This window comes from Micromonospora sp. WMMD729, from assembly GCF_049315225.1.
Classification (GTDB): Bacteria; Actinomycetota; Actinomycetes; order Mycobacteriales; family Micromonosporaceae; genus Micromonospora.
The window spans coordinates 6,477,081-6,495,398 of record NZ_CP186059.1 but is presented as its reverse complement, the minus strand read 5'-3'; the positions used below and the strand labels follow the sequence as shown (position 1 = coordinate 6,495,398).

The 18,318-nt window shown below is 71.9% G+C and carries 18 protein-coding genes; 10 read left to right on the top strand and 8 right to left on the bottom strand.

The annotated features are described in order from the left end of the window. Positions 1–130 precede the first annotated feature (130 nt). Complete coding sequence (gene dnaA / locus ACN263_RS29990; RefSeq protein ID WP_422737553.1) at positions 131–1,951, bottom strand: chromosomal replication initiator protein DnaA; 1,821 nt, start codon at positions 1,949–1,951, stop codon at positions 131–133. 622 nt (positions 1,952–2,573) lie between these two features. Between dnaA and rpmH the strand changes: the two genes are divergently transcribed. From rpmH to ACN263_RS29945, 9 genes are all read left to right on the top strand, one after another. Beyond that, the gene (gene rpmH / locus ACN263_RS29985; RefSeq protein ID WP_007453904.1) at positions 2,574–2,711 is read left to right on the top strand and encodes a 50S ribosomal protein L34; all 138 of its coding nucleotides are present in this window, start codon (positions 2,574–2,576) and stop codon (positions 2,709–2,711) included. A gap of 34 nt (positions 2,712–2,745) precedes the next feature. Further along, positions 2,746–3,162 carry a ribonuclease P protein component gene (gene rnpA / locus ACN263_RS29980; protein ID WP_422737552.1) on the top strand — a complete coding sequence of 139 codons (417 nt, stop codon included), beginning with the start codon at positions 2,746–2,748 and terminating at the stop codon, positions 3,160–3,162. After that, the gene (gene yidD, locus ACN263_RS29975; protein WP_422737551.1) at positions 3,159–3,452 is read left to right on the top strand and encodes a membrane protein insertion efficiency factor YidD; all 294 of its coding nucleotides are present in this window, start codon (positions 3,159–3,161) and stop codon (positions 3,450–3,452) included. Before rnpA ends, yidD begins: the two co-directional genes overlap by 4 nt. Beyond that, entirely contained in the window at positions 3,449–4,435 is a 987-nt protein-coding gene (gene yidC, locus ACN263_RS29970; protein ID WP_355048575.1) for a membrane protein insertase YidC, read from the top strand. The genes yidD and yidC overlap by 4 nt, the downstream gene beginning before the upstream one ends. 216 nt (positions 4,436–4,651) lie before the next feature. Then, positions 4,652–5,254, top strand: coding sequence for a protein jag (locus ACN263_RS29965; RefSeq protein ID WP_422737549.1), 603 nt, complete (start codon positions 4,652–4,654; stop codon positions 5,252–5,254). Positions 5,255–5,394: 140 nt separating this feature from the next. Next, positions 5,395–6,093 (top strand): 16S rRNA (guanine(527)-N(7))-methyltransferase RsmG, encoded by a 699-nt coding sequence (gene rsmG / locus ACN263_RS29960; RefSeq protein WP_422740876.1) that lies wholly within the window; start codon positions 5,395–5,397, stop codon positions 6,091–6,093. A gap of 522 nt (positions 6,094–6,615) precedes the next feature. Then, positions 6,616–7,650, top strand: a complete 1,035-nt coding sequence (locus ACN263_RS29955) for a ParA family protein (protein ID WP_422740875.1) — start codon at positions 6,616–6,618, stop codon at positions 7,648–7,650. Between the two features lie 27 nt (positions 7,651–7,677). Next, the gene (locus tag ACN263_RS29950) at positions 7,678–8,700 is read left to right on the top strand and encodes a ParB/RepB/Spo0J family partition protein (protein ID WP_422737548.1); all 1,023 of its coding nucleotides are present in this window, start codon (positions 7,678–7,680) and stop codon (positions 8,698–8,700) included. A gap of 673 nt (positions 8,701–9,373) precedes the next feature. After that, positions 9,374–10,444, top strand: coding sequence for a hypothetical protein (locus ACN263_RS29945; protein ID WP_422737547.1), 1,071 nt, complete (start codon positions 9,374–9,376; stop codon positions 10,442–10,444). 116 nt (positions 10,445–10,560) lie between these two features. Here the strand turns inward: ACN263_RS29945 and ACN263_RS29940 are convergent, their stop codons facing one another. Both ACN263_RS29940 and ACN263_RS29935 read right to left on the bottom strand, forming a co-directional pair. After that, on the bottom strand, positions 10,561–11,565 hold the full coding sequence (locus tag ACN263_RS29940) for a D-alanine--D-alanine ligase family protein (protein WP_422737546.1): 1,005 nt from the start codon (positions 11,563–11,565) through the stop codon (positions 10,561–10,563). A gap of 7 nt (positions 11,566–11,572) precedes the next feature. Next, complete coding sequence (locus tag ACN263_RS29935) at positions 11,573–12,886, bottom strand: PLP-dependent aminotransferase family protein (RefSeq protein WP_422737545.1); 1,314 nt, start codon at positions 12,884–12,886, stop codon at positions 11,573–11,575. Between the two features lie 286 nt (positions 12,887–13,172). Here ACN263_RS29935 and ACN263_RS29930 point away from each other — a divergent pair, with 286 nt between their 5' ends. Then, a complete protein-coding gene (locus ACN263_RS29930; protein WP_074315552.1) occupies positions 13,173–13,838 on the top strand; it encodes a GNAT family N-acetyltransferase in 666 nt (221 codons plus the stop codon). Positions 13,839–13,843: 5 nt separating this feature from the next. Here the strand turns inward: ACN263_RS29930 and ACN263_RS29925 are convergent, their stop codons facing one another. From ACN263_RS29925 to sigM, 5 genes are all read right to left on the bottom strand, one after another. After that, positions 13,844–15,004: an N-acetylmuramoyl-L-alanine amidase gene (locus tag ACN263_RS29925; protein ID WP_422737544.1), complete on the bottom strand. Its 1,161-nt coding sequence runs from the start codon at positions 15,002–15,004 to the stop codon at positions 13,844–13,846. 153 nt (positions 15,005–15,157) lie between these two features. Next, on the bottom strand, positions 15,158–15,481 hold the full coding sequence (trxA, locus tag ACN263_RS29920) for a thioredoxin (protein ID WP_007453873.1): 324 nt from the start codon (positions 15,479–15,481) through the stop codon (positions 15,158–15,160). A gap of 31 nt (positions 15,482–15,512) precedes the next feature. Next, the gene (gene trxB, locus ACN263_RS29915; protein WP_422737542.1) at positions 15,513–16,463 is read right to left on the bottom strand and encodes a thioredoxin-disulfide reductase; all 951 of its coding nucleotides are present in this window, start codon (positions 16,461–16,463) and stop codon (positions 15,513–15,515) included. A gap of 175 nt (positions 16,464–16,638) precedes the next feature. Beyond that, positions 16,639–17,604 (bottom strand): hypothetical protein, encoded by a 966-nt coding sequence (locus ACN263_RS29910; protein WP_422737541.1) that lies wholly within the window; start codon positions 17,602–17,604, stop codon positions 16,639–16,641. After that, complete coding sequence (gene sigM, locus ACN263_RS29905) at positions 17,601–18,302, bottom strand: RNA polymerase sigma factor SigM (protein WP_422737540.1); 702 nt, start codon at positions 18,300–18,302, stop codon at positions 17,601–17,603. The genes ACN263_RS29910 and sigM overlap by 4 nt, the downstream gene beginning before the upstream one ends. Positions 18,303–18,318 lie beyond the last annotated feature (16 nt).

Here is an 18,318-nt window from a genome sequence, read left to right as displayed (position 1 = left end):
CAAGCGGAAAGCTCGTCCGGCGGCGCGACGAGCGCCGTCGAAGGCGATCGAGGCACCGCCACGCCCCATAGAAGAACGCCCGGCCGGAGATCCGGCCGGGCGTGTCCCGGGGCGCGTGGTGGCGTACCCCTCAGGTGTTCTGCTTGATCCGGTTGGTCAGCTCGGCGATCTGGTTGTAGAGCGAGCGCCGTTCGGCCATCTGCTGGCGGATCTTGCGGTCCGCGTGCATGACGGTGGTGTGGTCCCGCCCGCCGAATGCCTGCCCGATCCTCGGCAACGACAGCTCGGTCAGCTCCCGGCACAGGTACATGGCCACCTGGCGGGCGTTGACGAGCACCCGGGAGCGGGACTGGCCGCGCAGATCCTCCAGGCTCACACCGAAGTAGTCGGCCGTGGAGACCATGATCTGGTCCGCCGTGATCTCCGGACCGGCGCCGTCCGGGATGAAGTCCCGCAGCACCTCCTCGGCGAGCGACAGCTCCACGGTCGACCGGGTGAGGCTGGCGAACGCGGTCACCCGGATCAGCGCGCCCTCCAGCTCCCGGATCGAGTTCGACACCCGGGAGGCGATGAACTCCAGCACGTCCGGCGGGGCGTAGAGCCGCTCCTGCGCCGCCTTCTTCTGCAGGATCGCGATCCGCGTCTCCAGGTCCGGCGGCTGGATGTCGGCCAGCAGACCCCACTCGAAGCGGGTCCGCAGCCGGTCCTCGAGCGTCGCCAACTGCTTCGGCGACCGGTCCGAGGTGATCACGATCTGCTTGTTGGCGTTGTGCAGGGTGTTGAAGGTGTGGAAGAACTCCTCCTGCGTGCGCTCGCGGTTCTCCAGGAACTGGATGTCGTCGATCAGCAGGATGTCGACGTCGCGGTAGCGCCGCTGGAACGCACTGGTCTTGTCGTCCCGGAGCGAGTTGATGAAGTCGTTGGTGAACTCCTCGGTCGAGACGTACCGCACCGACCGGGCGTTGCCGAGCGTCGTGGCGTAGTGCCCGATGGCGTGCAGCAGGTGCGTCTTGCCCAACCCGGAGCTGCCGTAGATGAACAGCGGGTTGTACGCCTTCGCCGGTGACTCGGCCACCGCCACGCTCGCCGCGTGGGCGAACCGGTTGGACGAGCCGATGACGAACGTCTCGAACATGTACTTCGGGTTCAACCGGTTGCCGCCGGTGTCGGCGCCGGGCAGTCGGCGTTCGTCCCGCCCGCCGGGGCGGTGCTCCATGCCGCTGCGACCCGGGCCGCTGTCCGTCGCGCCCTCCCGGGGCAGCGGACGGATCACATGCTGGTCCCGGGGCGAGGTGGCGTCCTCGCGGTAGCGGGGCTCGTACGGCCGGGTGTCGGGGCCGGGCGGGTCGAGGCGGGCCGCCTGCTCGTCGTACCCGCGCCGCTCGGTCGCCGGTCGAGGCGACCGCATCGGCTCGACGAAGGCCGCGCTGAACAGCGCCTCCTGCCCGTCCCGGCTGGTCGGGATCAGCCCGGGCCGATGCCCGTCCACGGTCGTCGCGGGGGGTGGGCCCGCCGGTGCCGGCGGTACGGCGTTCTCCGGCAGCCGCGGCTGCTCAGCGAGGGCGTCGTCGGCCATGGCTCGTCCGGCGTACTCGTCCGCGCGCGGACCCGCGGGCGGCTCGTCGACGTCGAGTGGCCCGGGCTCCGGGGCGCTGCGGTAGACGGTGCCGGCCGGGCGGCCGGTGGCGTCCTCGGCCACCCGCACGGTCACGGCGACCTGGATCGGCCGGCCGAGCCGGCGGGTCAGCGCCTCGGTGATCGCCGGGCGGAGCCGCGACTCGATCACGTCCCGGGTGAAGGCGTCCGGCACCGAGAGCAGCGCGGTGTCCTCGACGATCGCCCGCAGCCGGGTCAACCGGAGGTAGGCGCGCTGCTGGGCAGAGATGATCTCGTCGGCGAGCTCGTCGGTCGCCGCCAACCACACCGCGGCAAGGTCGGTCGTACCGGCCACCGTCGTGCCACCCCCTCGCCTCTGCTCCCGGCCGCCGCTGTCTGCCAGCCGCCCGTCCCGGGCCCGCCGCGTGCACGGGTGGAACATCACCCACCCGGACAACTGACCAGCGCTCGTCCACAGGTTATCCACAGCCTGTGCACCGACCGATTGTGGCCGCCCGCCGGGCGCGGGACCTGCCCCTGCCTGGACGGCCGCTGAAGCGGGTTCACCGTGCCGAACGATTCACCAGCGTGTCCGGTCTTGCCTGCGCGCGACGACCGGAGCATCCGACGCTCACCGCAATCGGGCACGGTAACAGCGTTGTCCCTGCGCCATCAACCGGCGACGCCCGAGCGACCTTGTCGGCATCAGCGAAAACCGCCCCTTCGGTCCCGGGCGCGTCCCGACCCCCCTCCTGCGAGTGTTTGACGGCCATTGCACCCCTGCGTAGGCTGGAGCGGCTGCTCTCTCGCCCTCTGCTAGGGTGATGGGTGCTTGCTGCCCGCGGTCGCTTCCCCGCATCGCCGGTCCCGCTCCGCAGGGCAGCACCGAACGGTGGCCACCGTCGAGGTGGCCTGGACCACCCCACGACCCCGGCGATCCCGTCGCGCGGGGCGCGTACGAAAACGGAGAGCCTGACGTGAGCAAGCGCACCTACCAGCCGAACAACCGCCGGCGCGCGAAGACCCACGGCTTCCGGCTGCGCATGCGCACCCGTGCCGGCCGTGCCATCCTCTCGAGCCGCCGCGCCAAGGGTCGCACCACCCTGTCGGCCTGAGCCGACCGGGCCGGTCCGGGGGACGTGGGCAGTCGTGCTGGCCGCCGCACAGCGACTGCGGCGCAGCACTGACTTCGCCGCAGCGGTTCGTGGTGGCCGACGCGTCGGCCGAGGTGCCGTCGTGGTCCACCTGACCATGCCGCCGGCCACCGACCCCAGCGCAACGACCTCGCCGAAGCCGGCGCGGGTGTCGGGCGCGGAGCAATCCTCCGCCCCGGCCCGCGCCGGTTTCGTCGTATCCAAGGCGGTCGGCAACGCGGTGGTCCGCAACAAGGTGCGGCGTCGCCTCCGAGCGCTGGCCCGGGAACGGCTGGGCGCGCTGCCCGACGGCAGCACCCTGGTCGTCCGGGCGCTGCCCGCCGCGGCCGAGGCGTCGTACGCCCGGCTCACCACCGACCTGGACGCCGCCATCGCGGTTGCCCGGTCACCTCGGGAGAGGCGGCCCCGGTGAGCGCCGACCCGACCGCCACCCGCCCGACGTCAACCGGTGCCAAGGTGCTGATCGCGCCCATCATCGCGTACCGTCGGTGGATAAGTCCGGCACTGCCGGCACGCTGCCGGTTCTACCCGTCGTGCAGTGCGTACGCCCAAGAGGCGCTCGTGCGGCACGGCGCGCTCCGGGGAGCCGTGCTGGCGGTCCGGCGGTTGCTGCGCTGCCACCCCTTTCACCCTGGTGGACATGACCCGGTTCCGGAGCCGGGCGGTCGCCGCCGTGTCGATGTGACTGGAGCCCCGAATTGAGTCTCGACTGGATCTACTTCGCGATTTCGTGGATCCTGCTGACCTGGCACTCTGCCTGGGACGCCATCGGGGTGCCCGTCGACGCGGTGATCGGCACCAACTTCGCCTGGATCCTGGCCATCGTCTTCCTGGTGGTCACCGTCCGGGTCATCCTGTTCCCGGTCTTCGTCAAGCAGATCAAGTCCCAGCGGGCGATGCAGGCGCTGCAGCCCAAGGTCAAGGAGCTGCAGGAGAAGCACAAGGGTGACCGGGAGACGCTCCAGAAGGAGATGATGGAGCTCTATCGGAAGGAAAAGGCCAACCCCCTGATGGGCTGCCTTCCGATGTTCCTCCAGATTCCGGTCTTCCTGGGCCTCTTCCACGTGCTGCGTCGCCTCGACCCGGCCAAGCAGAGCAAGACGCTCTACGGCTGGACGGTCGAGCAGTTCGACAGCGCGTCGAACGCCAAGCTCTTCACCGCCCCGATCGCCGGCAAGTTCGGCTCGACCGCCGACGAACTGGCCCGCCTCGGCGCGAACGGCACCACTGTCAAGATCATCGCTGGTGTTCTGGTGCTGGTCATGATCGCGACCACCTACCTGACCAGCCGGCAGATGATCCTCAAGACCGGCTGGGCCGAGGACCCGCAACAGCGGATGATCCAGCGCCTGATGCTCTACGGCATCCCGGCCTCGCTGCTGATCTCCGGCGCGATCTTCCCGATCGGTGTGATCATCTACTGGGTCACGAACAACCTCTTCACCCTCGGCCAGCAGCAGTGGGTGCTGCGGAAGTTCCCGCCGCCGGTGACCGCGAAGAAGGCCACCGCCCCCGCAGCCAGCCGCAACCCGGTGCAGCCCGCCAAGTCGGGTGGGCTCTTCGGGCGGGGCAAGGCCGCCCCGGCCGCGCCCGTCAAGGCCGCCGCGCCGAAGGTGGCCGGCCCGAAGCCGGGCGCCAAGCCCGCCAACCCGAAGAAGAGCCGCCCCGCCAAGCGGCAGGGCTGACGAACGCCGTGCGCCGTCGCCGGGCAACCGGCGACGGCCCGGACCCCGCACCGCGCAGCCGCCGTACGGCCGGCGCCGGGCGGAACCGGCCGCGCACGGCGCGGTCACGGGCGACACTGCCCGTACAGACGTGCCCGTGGGCACCGGCGACCTCCCGCCGGCCCCGGGAAACCAGCGGACCCGACGGTCCGGCCGAGCGAGTACGGAGATGAGACCGTGACCGAGACCAGCATCCCCCGCGCCGAGCAGTCCCTGGACGAGGAGGAGACCGCGACGCTCGAGGTGGACGGCGACGACACCGAGGCCGATGACGACACCGAAACCCCCGCCGGTGGTCGTGAGAAGAAGAGCACGGGCGAAAGCGACCTGTTCCGGCAGAGCGAGATCGCGGCCGACTACGTCGAGGGACTGCTCGACATCCTCGACTACGACGGCGACATCGACGAGCTGGTGGCCGGTGGCCGTCCCGTCGTCGAGGTGGTCGGCTCCCGACTGCAGAACCTGGTCGGCCAGCGCGGCGCGACCCTGGAGGCGCTCCAGGAGCTGACCCGGCTCGCCGTCTTCCGGCAGACCGGCTCGCCGAGCCGCCTGCTGCTCGACGTCGGTGGCTACCGGGCGAACCGCCGCAAGGAACTCGCCGCCGTCGCCAAGAACGCCGTCGAGAAGGTGAAGGAGTACGGCGAGCCCGTGCGCCTGGAGGCGATGAACGCGTTCGAGCGCAAGTGTGTCCACGACGTGGTCAACGCCATGGCCGGTGTGGCGAGCGAGTCGGAGGGCGTCGAGCCGAACCGTCGCATCGTCGTACGGCCGGCGGACTGACTCCGTTGACCCACGACGACACCACGGCTGATGTCGTGACCGGCCCGGGCGGTACGCCGTCCGGGCCGTCCCCTGTCCGGCGTGACGACAGGGCCGGCGACGAAAGCCCGCCGCCGGCCGACGTCGCTCTCCCGCCCGAACTGGCCCCGGCCGCGCTGACCCTCTTCGGTGATCGGCTCGACCTGGCCGCCGCGTACGCCGAACTGCTCGCCACCGACGGCGTGGTCCGCGGTCTGATCGGCCCCCGCGAGGCGCCCCGGATCTGGGACCGGCACCTGCTCAACTGCGCCGCCGTGGTCGAGCGCATTCCGAGCGACGCGAACGTGCTCGACGTGGGCTCCGGCGCCGGTCTGCCCGGTCTGGTGCTGGCCATCGCCCGGCCCGACCTGACGGTCACGCTGATCGAGCCGCTCGCCCGGCGGACGTCGTTCCTCATCGAGGCCGTGGAACGGCTCGGCCTGACCCGATCGGTGCGGGTGTTCCGTGGCCGAGCCGACGAGGCCGCCAGCGGATCGAGCGGCCGGGACCCGATCAGCGGTGACGTGGTGACCGCCCGCGCGGTTGCGCCACTGGACCGGTTGGCTACCTGGTGTCTGCCGCTCGCCGTACGCGGTGGCCGACTGCTGGCTCTCAAGGGGTCGTCCGCCGCTGCCGAGATCGAGGAGCACGCCGACGTCGTGGAGCGGCTCGGCGGCGGTGCGGGGGCCGTGCACCTCTGCGGTGTCGGCGTGATCGACCCGCCCACCACCGTGGTGGAGATCGTCCGGGAGCGGATGGTCGGCCCGGCCCGGCCGGCGGCGAGCAAGCGCTCCCGTGGCGGGCGGGCTCGCCGCCGCTGACCAGCGCGCCATCGGGCGTCCGGTCGACGGGTTGGCTCGTTGTACCGGTACGGATGGACGAGGGAATGAGAACCCGACGTGGACCGGCCACGCCCGTCCGCCGTAGGCTGGCCGCGCGTCGATAATGTGGAGCGGCCGACGGACGTCGCGGACTCCGACCGCTCCCGAGGGGCCGTACGCTCCGGGGTGCGAGCGCGGGTGTGGCCAAGTTGACCGGGGCGCGGACCGACCATCCGAAGCGGGCAGGGATGACAGGTGCATGACGACGGCAGGTACGACGATCCACGCGTGACCGGGTCAACCAGCGACCCTGTTTCACGTGAAACCGACTACCCGAGCTGGTCCCCGGCCGGAGCGTCCATTCCGGCGGACGACGATCCGTTCACCTCGCGGGACGAGGCGGCTGTTCCGAGCGTCGGGCCGGACCCGACGACCGGTCGACGGGCGGCCGACGGGCCGAGTCGACCCGCCAACGCGGCCGACGTACGGCAGACGCCCGGCCGGCGGAACCGAACCGCCGCGGTGCGCTTCGAGGCCGCAGTGCCCCACCAGCCGACCGCCGCAGCGGCGCGCGACGCCGCGCCGGTGGTTCCCGACGTACCGGTCGCGTCGGCCGAGTCGTTGGCGGCGGTCGCGGCCGACCCCACCTACGTTTCACGTGAAACCCCGACGCGCGAAGAGGATGACCCACCGTTGGCTATGGAGGCGATGCGCGCCGTGCAGATCCTGAATCCCAGTGGCGAGGTGACCATGCCTCGACCGGACCGGACCCGGGTCATGTGCGTCGCCAACCAGAAGGGCGGCGTGGGTAAGACCACGACCACGGTCAACCTCGCGGTGGCACTCGCCCTGCACGGCAACCGCGTGCTCGTGGTCGATCTGGACCCGCAGGGCAACGCCTCGACCGGGTTGAACGTGCCCCACCACACCGGCATCCCCGACGTCTACGACTGCCTGATCAACAGCGTCCCGCTGGCCGAGGTGGCGCAGGCGGTCGAGGGTATCCCCAACCTGTGGTGCGTACCCGCCACGATCGACCTCGCCGGCGCGGAGATCGAGCTGGTGTCGGTGGTGGCCCGCGAGTCGCGCCTCGACCGCGCCATCGCCGCGTACCCGGGCCAGTTCGACTACGTCTTCATCGACTGCCCGCCCTCGCTCGGTCTGCTGACGGTCAACGCCCTGGTCGCCGCGCAGGAGGTGTTGATTCCGATCCAGTGCGAGTACTACGCGCTGGAGGGCCTCAACCAGCTGATCAACAACATCAACCTGGTGCGGCAACACCTCAACCCGAAGCTCGACGTCTCCACCATCCTGCTCACCATGTACGACCGCCGGACCCGCCTCGCGGACGCGGTCGAGCAGGACGTCCGGAACCACTTCGGCGACAAGGTTCTCCAGGCCGTCATCCCCCGGAACGTGCGGGTGTCCGAGGCACCCAGCTACGGCCAGTCGGTGATGACCTACGATCCCGGTTCGCGGGGCGCCACGAGTTACTTCGAGGCCGCCCAGGAGATCGCCGAGCGCGGCGTCAAGGAGCCGGTGGGCCGGAATGCGTAGTGCGGACAAGTCGCTGGGAGGCGTGGCATGAAGAACCGTCCTCGGGGCGGTCTGGGGCGGGGCCTCGGGGCCCTCATCCCGACCGGGCCCGTGCCAGGTGCCGCCGGCACCGTGACGGCCGAGCCGGAGAACGGGAGCGTCGACACTGACGAGGGCGTGCCCTCCGCCGCCGTCCGTACGGCCCCGGTGAGCGTCGCCGCCCACCAGCCGGAGCCCGTGCTCAGCCCCGTGCCGGGTGCTCGGTTCGCGGAGATCCCGGTCGACGCGATCGTGCCCAACCCGAAGCAGCCCCGCCAGGTCTTCGACGAGGAGGCGTTGGAGGAGCTGAAGACCTCCATCCGCGAGGTCGGGTTCCTCCAGCCGATCGTCGTACGCCAGCTCGACGACGAGAAGTACGAACTGGTGATGGGTGAGCGCCGGTGGCGGGCCGCCCAGGCGGTGGGGCGGGACAACATCCCGGCCATCGTCCGGGACACCCGCGACGACGCCATGCTCCGTGACGCGCTGCTGGAGAACATCCACCGGGCCAATCTGAACCCGCTGGAAGAGGCCGCCGCGTACCAGCAGCTGCTGGAGGAGTTCGGTGCCACCCACGAGGAGCTGGCCCGCCGGATCGGCCGCAGTCGACCGCAGATCTCCAACACCATTCGACTCCTCAACCTGCCGGCCCAGGTGCAGCGGCGAGTCGCCGCCGGCATCCTCTCCGCGGGCCATGCGCGCGCATTGCTCAGCCTCGACGACTCGGAGGCACAGGAGCAGCTGGCCTTGCGGATCGTCGCCGAAGGGCTGTCGGTGCGCGCGACCGAGGAGATCGTGGCCCTGGCGCTGAACGACGGACCGACGAAGGGCCAGGCGGCCAAACGGCGACCGAAGCCCCACGCGCCGGCCCTGTCGGATCTCGCCGACCGCCTGTCGGACCGCTTCGACACCCGGGTGAAGGTCGACATCGGCCGAAGCAAGGGCAAGATCACCATCGAGTTCGCCACCGTTGACGATCTCGAACGGATCGTGGGCATCATCGGCGTGCAGGAGGAGGGGGCGCAGGACTGACGTCCGCCACCGCCGTCCGAGGGCCGCGTCTCCCCAGGGAGGCGCGGCCCTCGCGCGTACGCCCCCGTTTCACGTGAAACGGCCCCGTAAGCCGTACGCGTCCGCTGCCGACGGCACACCGTCCGAGCGATGGCGGACCCGGTCGTCCGTCACGACCCGCCCGCCACGGCCCGCGAGAGCGCCTGAGGGTGTCGGCCCGTCCGCGGCTGCCCCTCCCTGCCGCGCGGGCGGCAGCGGCCCGCTCAGGCCACGCACGGGGCTACTGCTCGGTGAGCTTGAGCAACTTCGGACGGCCAGTCATTCGGTCGGCGCGTTTCACGTGAAACACGCTCCCCGGCCCGGTGGACGGACCGCCGAAGAGTGCGCCCGCCGCCGCCCCCGAAAACGCCGGCCGAACCTCGCTCGGCACGACCCGGGCGCAACGATCGAGGGAGCGAAAAGTTATCCACACCGGTTTTCCACAGGCACCCCTCGTTTCACGTGAAACGCCGCGTGGGAGCGGGTGTCAGCCTGTGGATGACTGCGGGTATCAGCGTCCTCGGCAGCCTGTGGATATCGCTTCGGCCACTCGCGGTGACGGGCCACAGCGATCGACGGCGAACGCTGATCGGGGCGGTCGGAACCGGTCGAACAGGTAGGGACAGCGGTGCCAGACTCGGTTAGGGTCAGCGTCGTGCACGACACCCCTCCCTCAGTCCCGGACTTCACCCAGTGGCCCTCGTTTCCCTTTGAGGGCGACCTGCGGGTGAAGCAGCTCGACGACCCGGTCCCGGTCGAACCGCCTCGCAAGGGTGAGGGCCTCCGGGAATGCACCGCCTGCAACGCACCCGACGACGCCTACATCTGGGTGGGAGAGCGGTGGCGGGTCCGTGCCATGGACCGGCCGACCGGTCTGCCGATGGTGCTCATCCTCGAATCTCGAAGCCACCTCGACCTGGGTGACCTGCCGAACCTGCTCGCGGCCGAGCTGGGGGTGATGACGGTACGTCTCGAACGGGCCATCCGGTCGCTGGACGGCGTGGCACGGGTGCACGTGAACCGGTGGGGCGACGGCTCTGCCCACCTGCACATGTGGTTCCTCGCCCGGCCGTACGGGCGGCTCCAACTGCGTGGAACCTTCCTGTCCCTGTGGGACTCCATCCTGCCGCCGATCTCTGAGGAGCAGTGGCGGGAGAATCTGGCGCTCGTCGCCGCCTGGCTCGCCGAGTTCGGCGGCCGACCGTTGGCCGAGCCGCCCCGCATCCAGTGGCAGGCCCCGTCGAGCCTGCTCGCACAGTCGGCCGCGGCGGACGCCGCCGCAGCCGCGCAGGAAGACCCGGTCTCGGTGATCGAAGCGGCGGAGGAGATCCCGGAGCCGGGCGTCGAAACCGGGTACGACGACGTGCCGAGCGACGCCGACAGCCAGGCGGACGCCGCCAGCGCGGCGAGTGGCGCCGACGACCGGGCGGGCGCCGACGGCGCGACGAGCGACGCCCGCAACCCCGCGAGCGCCGACGACAGCCGGGCGGACGCCGCCGATGTGCCGAGCGGCACCGACGACCGGGCGGACGTCGCCGGCGCGCCGAGCGGCGCCGGCAACCCCGCGAGCGACGCCGACGCGACGAGCGCCGACGACAACCGGGCGGACGCCGCCGACGCGACGAGCGACACCGATGACCGCGCCCTGCGGGGTCGGGTCATCCCGACGCCGCGGAGCAGCCCCACAGACACCGTCGATGGGCAGGGGGCAGACCGCCCGGCCTAGGCGCTACGAGCTGATCGTCACGCCACGCGGTTGGCGCGCGAGTGATCGACTCGGGTTCGGCGAACTCGGGGTGTCCGACGGCATCTGACACCCCGGAATCAAGGAACCCGAGTCGATCAAGCCGAGATGCCCCGAGCGGCGGCCCGGGTGACCAGCGAGCCGATCAGGCGGCCGAAGTCCAGGCCGGCCGCCTGAACGGCCAGCGGCAGCAGTGACGTCTCCGTCATGCCGGGTGAGACGTTGACCTCCAGCACGTGCGGACGACCCTCGGCGTCCACGATCACGTCGACCCGGGACAGGTCCCGCAGACCGAGCGCGCTGTGCGCGGCGAGCGCCACGTCGGCCACCGAGGCGGCCACCTCCGGCTCCAGCCGAGCGGGTGCGTGCCACGTAGTGCGGCCGGCGGTGTAGCGGGCGGCGTAGTCGTACACGCCGTTGCGCGGCACGATCTCCACCGGCGGCAGCGCCTGCGGACCGTCCCCCAGGTCGATCACGGAGACCGCCACGTCGATTCCGGGCACGTACCGCTCGACGAGAGCCGTCGAGTCGTACGCGAAGCAACCGACCATCGCGGCCGGGAGGGACGCGGCGTCCCGGACCACGGCGGCGCCCAGACCGGAGCCGCCCTGCGCCGGCTTGACCATCAGCGGCAGGCCCAGCCGGTCGGCGATGCGGTCCAGCACGGCGACCGCGCCGAGCTCGGAGAAGCGGTCGTGCGGCAGAGCCACCCAGTCGGGGGTGGGGATGCCGGCCTCCCGCAGCACCGCCTTGGCGGAGGGCTTGTCCCAGGCGAGCCGGGAGGACCGGGCGTCACAGCCGACGTACGGGATGCCGCACAGGTCCAGCACCCCGCGCAGTGAGCCGTCCTCGCCGGTCGCGCCGTGCAGGGCGATCACGACGGCGTCCGGCGGGTCGGCCGCCAGGGACGGCAGGAGAGCCACGTCGGCGTCCCGCAGTTCGGCGTCGACGCCGACGGCACGCAGGGCGTCGAGCACGCGCCGACCGGAGCGCAGCGACACGTCCCGTTCGTAGGAGAGCCCGCCGGCGAGGACCAGCACTCGCAGGTCGGCCGCGACGGCGGAATCGGTCACGGAGAAGCGCTCGGCAGCGGTCGTACCCATGCCGGCATCATGCCAAGTCGGGACCTGGCACGTCGGAGCCGGGCCGGCCACGGCGGCCGGCGGCACCGCCCACGGCGCCGAAGACGCGGCGGGTGGCCATCTCCTGCTCCATGACGCCCGCGAGCCGCCGGACGCCCTCACGGATCCGCTCGGGGGGCGGGAAGCTGAAGTTCAGCCGCATCGCGCCGGTGCCGGTGCCGTCGGCGTAGAAGCCGGTGCCGGGCACGTAGGCGACCCGGGCGGCGATGGCACGCGGCACCATCGCCTTGGCGTCCAGCCCTTCCGGCAGGGTGGCCCAGACGAAGAGCCCGCCGGCCGGGGTGGTCCAGCTGGTGCCCTCGGGCATCAGATCGGCCATCGCGTCGAGCAGGGCGTCCCGGCGCTCCCGGTAGACCTCGCGGTACACCTTGAGCTGCTGCCGCCACGGCATGGTGCCCAGGTAGGTGGAGACGGCGGACTGGGCGTAGACGCTGGGGCAGAGGATCTGCGCCTCGCTGGCGATGACCAACTTGTCGCGGACCGCGTGCGGCGCCAGGATCCAGCCCACCCGCAGGCCGGGGGCGAACGTCTTGGAGAAGGTGCTCAGGTAGAAGACGCCGTCGCGGCGCCGGGCCCGCAGCGGCGCCGGGGCCTCACCCTCGAAACCCAGTTGGCCGTACGGGTCGTCCTCGACCACGAGCAGGCCGGCGCGTTCGCAGATGTCGAGGACGCGCTCGCGGCGCTCCTCGCTGAGCGTCACGCCGGCCGGGTTCTGGTAGGTCGGGATGGTGTACAGGAACTTGACGCGTCGGCCGGCCCGGGCGAGGTCGGCGATGGCCGTCTCCAACGCCTCGGGGATCAGTCCGTCCGCGTCCATCGGGACGTGCGTCACCTGCGCCTGGGCGGCCTGGAAGACCCCCAGCGCGCCCACGTACGTCGGGCCCTCGGCGAGCACCACGTCACCGGGATCGAGGAAGAGCCGGGCTACCAGGTCGAGCGCCTGTTGCCCGCCCACCGTGACCACCACGTCCTCGGGCGACGCGCCGCACGAGGCGTCGATGCCGGAGAGCGACATCACCTCGCAGATGCGCTCGCGCAGTTCGAGGGTGCCCTGGCCGATGCCGTACTGGAGGGTGGTGCTGCCGTGCTCGGAGCCGAGCCGGCCCAGCATCTCGCCGACCGCGTCGAGCGGCAGCGCGGCGATGTACGGGGCCCCACCGGCGAGCGAGACGACCTCCGGTCGACTGGCGACCGCGAAGAGTGCTCGGATCTCGGAGGCGGTCATCCCGCGCACGCGCCGGGCGTACCGGTCGGTGTAGTCGTCGAGTGTCGTGCCGGTCATGACCTCACCTCGATCGCTGCTCGGGTGGCTCCCGCCCCGGGTACCCCGCCCGCTCGTGACCATGGCGACGGGACACCGATTGTCGATCCTAGTCGGCCCTGGCCTGGTTGCCGCCCTGGCGGAACGGATCGACCACATGGCGGACCCTGCCCGGCACCGGCGGGGATCTGCGCGTCCCCTCCCGTACGGTCGATCGGCGGCGTACGATCGCTCGTCGGGGGCAGGAAGGCGGCGCTGTCGTTCCGTGCCGGTCTCACCACCGAGCCTAACTGTGGGGATGCGCCATATGTCGCGACGTCTGGTCAGCCTGACCCTCGACACGCTGGAGGATCTTCCGCGCCCCTGCCGTCAGTGCGTCTACTGGGAGCTCGATCCGGTCTCCGCCGATCGGGCGTGCGCCGCCGGTGACCCGGGCCTGGAGAAGGAGGCATGGGTCTCCCAGACCCTGCTGGAGTGGGGCTCCTGCGGCAAGCTCGCGTACGTCGACGGCATGCCGGCGGGCTTCGTGATGTACGCGCCACCCGCCTACGTTCCCCGCTCGATGGCGTTCCCGACGTCGCCCGTCTCGGCCGACGCCGCGCTGTTGATGACCGCCAACGTGGTCGCCGCGTTCGCCGGGGGCGGGCTGGGCCGAATGTTGGTGCAGGGCGTCGCGCGGGACCTCACCAAGCGGGGGATCAAGGCGATCGAGGCGTTCGGCGACGCCAAGTTCGGTGACGCGGACGATCCGGCCGGCGGGTGCGTGGCACCGGCCGACTTCTTCCTCTCCGTCGGCTTCAAGACGGTACGTCCGCATCCCCGCTTCCCCCGGCTGCGCCTCGAACTGCGGACCGCGCTGAGCTGGAAGTCCGACGTCGAGTACGCGCTGGAGAAGCTGCTCGGCTCGATGAGCCCGGAGACGCTGCTGCGGCCGGTACGACCCGCCCCGGCCACCCGCTCCACGGGCGGCTGAGCGGGTCAGTCGACCACGGTGCCGGCGGCCACGACCGCACGCAGTTCACTGACGTCGAGCGAGCCGGTCGGCACGTCCCGCTCGATCGGGTAGTACATCCGCTGCACCGCCGCCACGATCGCCTCCACCACCCGGTCGCGGAACCGGGGGTCGACGAGCCGGGCGCGGTCCACCGGCGAGGTGAGGTAGCCGACCTCCACCCGGACCGCCGGCATCCTGGTCAGCCGCAGCAGGTCCCACGCCTTGGCGTGGGTACGGCAGTCCCGCAGCCCGGTCCGCGCCACGATCTCCCGCTGCACCAGCCCCGCCAGCCGTTCACCGGTCGCCGAGGTCACCCCGTTGTCGGTGCCGTAGTGGTAGGTCGCCACCCCCTCGGCGTCCGGGTTGGCGTGTCCGTCGAGGTGCAGCGAGATGAACACGTCGGCGCCGAGCGAATTCGCCAGCAGCGCCCGGTCGGTGTCCGGCAGACAGGCGTCGGGCGCGGGACCCCGGGTGAGCTGGACCCGCACCCCGGACGCGGCGAGTCGTCCCTCCAGCCGGCTCGCCAGGTCGTGCACGAGGTCGGCCTCCGTCCAACGCAGCGGACCGTCCGGCACCACCATGCCGGGATCGGTGCCACCGTGGCCGGGGTCGATCACCACCGTCTTGCCGACCAGCGCCGGTCCCGACTGGCGGATCGCGTCGGACTCGCGCAGCCACTGCGGGCGACCTCCGACGACCTTGCGACCGATCCGGCGCAGCGCGTCCATGGTGTGCGGGCCGCAGGAGCCGTCGGGCGTGAGCCCCACCTCGCGCTGGAACTGGGCCACCGCGCGGGACGTGCGGATGCCGTAGATGGCGTCGGCGCGGCCCACGTCGTACCCCATCTCCAGCAGTCGTTCCTGCAGCGACCGGACATCCTCGCCGGTGAGCGGCTCGGGGACCGCGTGGTAGAGGGTGCGGGCGCCGAGCCTCCAGCGTGCGGCCTCCAGCGCGCCCCACGTCTCCGAGCCGACCCGGCCGTCCACGCTCAGCCCGCGGGACTGCTGGAACGCGCGCACCGCGCGTTCGGTGTCCCGGTCGAACTCGTCACTGTGCGGGCCGGCGGCGAGCAGGTCGAGGCCGGTGAGGATGGTACGGATCTCCGTGACCGCGGGTCCCCGGTCTCCGGGTCGGATCGGACGCACGCACGACCCCCTCTGCACGAGTCTGGCTGGTGGGCGGCGGCGGCCCTGGCTTGAGGCTATGCGTTCCGGACCGGTGACGGGCTCGGGCCGGGAAAAACACCGAACCCCGGACCCGACGAGCGGATCCGGGGTTCGGTGGTGTGTCTGCGCAGCTCAGAGGGCCGACTCGATGAGCCGGACCAGCTCGCCCTTCGGCTTGGCGCCGGCGATCGACTGCACGGGCTGGCCGTTCTTGAAGACCGTGAGGGTCGGCACCGACATGACCCGGTAGGCCCGGGCGGTCTCCGGGTTCTCGTCGATGTTGAGCTTCACGATGGTGACCTGGTCGCCCATCTCGCCCGCGATCTCCTCGAGCAGCGGCGACACCTTGCGGCACGGCCCGCACCACTCGGCCCAGAAGTCCACCAGCACCGGCTTGTCGGCCTGCAGCACGTCAGCGACGAAGCTCGCGTCCGTGACCGCCTTCGTATTTCCCACTATTGCCCTCCTCCGGGATGTGTTTCCTGTTTCAGCTGAGCGTCGCGATGAACCGCTCGGCGTCGAGCGCGGCGGCACAACCGGTGCCGGCCGCGGTGATCGCCTGGCGGTAGGTGTGGTCGACCACGTCGCCGGCGGCGAAGACGCCGGGCACGCTCGTCCGGGTGCTGGGGGCCTGAACCTTCACGTAGCCCTCGTCGTCCAGCTCGACCTGGCCCTGGAAGAGCTCGCTGCGGGGGTCGTGGCCGATGGCCACGAACACGCCGGTCACGTCCAGCACCTTGGTCTCGCCGGTGTGCACGTTGCGTACCCGTACCCCGGTGACCTTGCCGTCAGCGCCGAGGACCTCTTCGACGGTGCTGTTCCACTCGACCTTGATCTTCTCGTTGCTCAGCGCCCGGTCGGCCATGATCTTGCTGGCCCGGAACGAGTCGCGCCGGTGGATGATGGTCACCGAGTCGGCGAAGCGGGTGAGGAAGCTGGCCTCCTCCATCGCCGAGTCGCCACCGCCAACGACGACGATGTGCTGGTTACGGAAGAAGAAGCCGTCACAGGTGGCGCAGGAGGAGACACCGTGGCCCAGGTATTCCTGCTCGCCGGGGACGCCCAGCGGACGCCAGGCCGAACCGGTGGAGAGGATCACGGCGCGGGCCCGGTAGGCGGTCTCGCCGACCCACACGGTGCTCGTCGCGCCCGACCCGGCGTCGCCGGTGTCGACAAGCTCGACCCGCGTCACGTCGTCGGTCAGGAACTCGGCGCCGAACCGCTCGGCCTGCTTGCGCATGTTGTCCATCAGCTCGGGGCCGAGGATGCCATCGGCGAAGCCGGGGAAGTTCTCCACCTCGGTGGTGGTCATCAGCGCGCCGCCGGACTGGACACCCTCGATGATCAGCGGCTTCAGGTTGGCGCGCGCCGCGTAGACCGCCGCCGTGTAACCGGCCGGGCCGGAGCCGATGATGATCAGGTTGCGGACCTCGTCCACTGCCGTCTCCCGAGTTGTGTGTGTTCGGCGTCGGCGCGCGCACCGATGCCGATCCGAGTGCCGACGCCTGGAGGGTGCCGGCAGCTGACTTCCAGAACGTCATCGTACGAAGCGGGGATTCCCGAACCGGGCAACCGGTGGGTCAGGTCACGTGGACGCTCATCGTGCTGCGGATTCACCCTACCCGCGCCGAATAGCGGCTGTCCGAGCCGGACCCGGGTACGCCGCACTCGGCCCCGCTCACCCACGTCCAGCGCGCCCCGGTCGCGTCGGTGAACCGGATGACCAGCGCCTGCTCGCCCTGGAACCGCGCGTAGTCGACGAGGTCGACGACCAGCGGACCCGAACCGTGTTCCGTCGCCACGGACGCCAGACAGATGTTCAACGCGGTCTCATCGGCGAGCCGGGCGAGCTGGTTCGACCCGTTGTGTGCGGGCCGACGGTCGCCTTCGGCGTCCACCCCGGGCTGGTGACCCGGGCCGCCGCTGCTCGCCCCCAGCATCGGCGACGCTGGGCTCGGCGTGCCGCCGAGGCTCTGCGGGGTGTAGTCGACGCCGCTGTGCAGGGTCGGACCGGACGTGCGGACCGCCCCACCGGCAGCGGCGGCTCCGGGCGCGTTGGCCGGACGTTCCGCGGCACCGGTGTCCGCGGTGTTGGTCGACAGCTGGTTGAGCCCCAGGCCGACGGCGACGACGGCAGCCGCCGCGATGGCCACCGGAGCGGTGGCCCGGACCCAGCGACGCTGTCGGCGGCCGGGGCCGGTCGGACCGCGCCCCGACTCGGCGGGCGACGAGCTGGTCGGCCGACGTCCACCCTGCGCCGGCACGGTCACCGGCGTGGCCGGGGCCGGCGTCTCGGGTGCCAGGCCGGCGTCGGCCGGCGGGCTGTCCGCTGCCGCCAGCGCGGCGGCGATTCGTTCGGCGACGGCGGACGGCAGCTCCGGGGCGGGCTCGGCCCACCGGGCCAGGTCCGCACTGACCTGCGTCACCGCGGGCGCCAACAGCGCGTACGCCTCCGCCCAGGCCGGGTCCGCGGCCACCAGCCGGGCGACCCGGGCCTGCTGCGGGGTGCCGTCCAACGCGCCGCCGAGGTAGTCAGCGAGCAGGTCGGCGTCGACCTCCCTGAACTCCTCGGTCGTCACGTGTCCTCCTGATTGGCGTCCTGCCGGATGCGAGCCGACCCCGATCCGACGCCCTCGGCCGGGCGTGGGTTCCCCGTCGTGACGCCGGGCACGTCCGGGTCCGGGTCGAGCCGTCCGGGGTGCGCCGACGAGGTCGGGCGGAGATGCCCGAGCAGCACCGCCAACCGGGCCCGGCCCCGGGCACACCGGCTCTTCACCGTCCCCTCGGCGACGCCGAGGATGCGGGCCACCTCGGCCACCGGGTAGCCCTGCACGTCCACCAGCACGAGGGCGGCGCGCTGCTCGGCCGGGAGCGCGGCGAGCGCCGCGCGGACGACGAGTGCCGTGTCGTGGTCCTGCGCGGGTGCGGCCGGTTCGACACCGCCGGTGCCCGACCCGTCGGCCCGGTTGCCGTCCGGCAGCGGCACGGTGGGGTGCGCCTGCCGTCGTCGGATGCGGTCCAGGCAGGCGTTCACCACGATCCGGTGCAGCCAGGTGGTGACGGCGGAGTCACCACGGAAGCGGGCCGCCGCGCGGTGTGCCGACAGCAGGGCGTCCTGGAGTGCGTCGGCGGCCTCCTCGCGGTCGCCGAGCGTCCGCAGGGCCACCGCCCAGAGCCGGTCACGGTGCCGGTGGAACAGGGCCGCGAAGGCGTCCCGGTCGCCGGCGACGTGGGCGCGCAGCAGCTCCAGGTCCGTTGCCGCGTCGCGCCCGTCCATCACCACGTCCGGTGGC

What these genes read in the sequence shown, in the direction of transcription:
- ACN263_RS29950 (WP_422737548.1), top strand. Translation starts at nt 7,678, where the DNA reads ATGAAGAACCGTCCTCGGGGCGGTCTGGGGCGGGGCCTCGGGGCCCTC.
- ACN263_RS29940 (WP_422737546.1), bottom strand. Translation starts at nt 11,565, where the DNA reads ATGGGTACGACCGCTGCCGAGCGCTTCTCCGTGACCGATTCCGCCGTC.
- ACN263_RS29935 (WP_422737545.1), bottom strand. Translation starts at nt 12,886, where the DNA reads ATGACCGGCACGACACTCGACGACTACACCGACCGGTACGCCCGGCGC.
- ACN263_RS29930 (WP_074315552.1), top strand. Translation starts at nt 13,173, where the DNA reads ATGTCGCGACGTCTGGTCAGCCTGACCCTCGACACGCTGGAGGATCTT.
- sigM (WP_422737540.1), bottom strand. Translation starts at nt 18,302, where the DNA reads ATGGACGGGCGCGACGCGGCAACGGACCTGGAGCTGCTGCGCGCCCAC.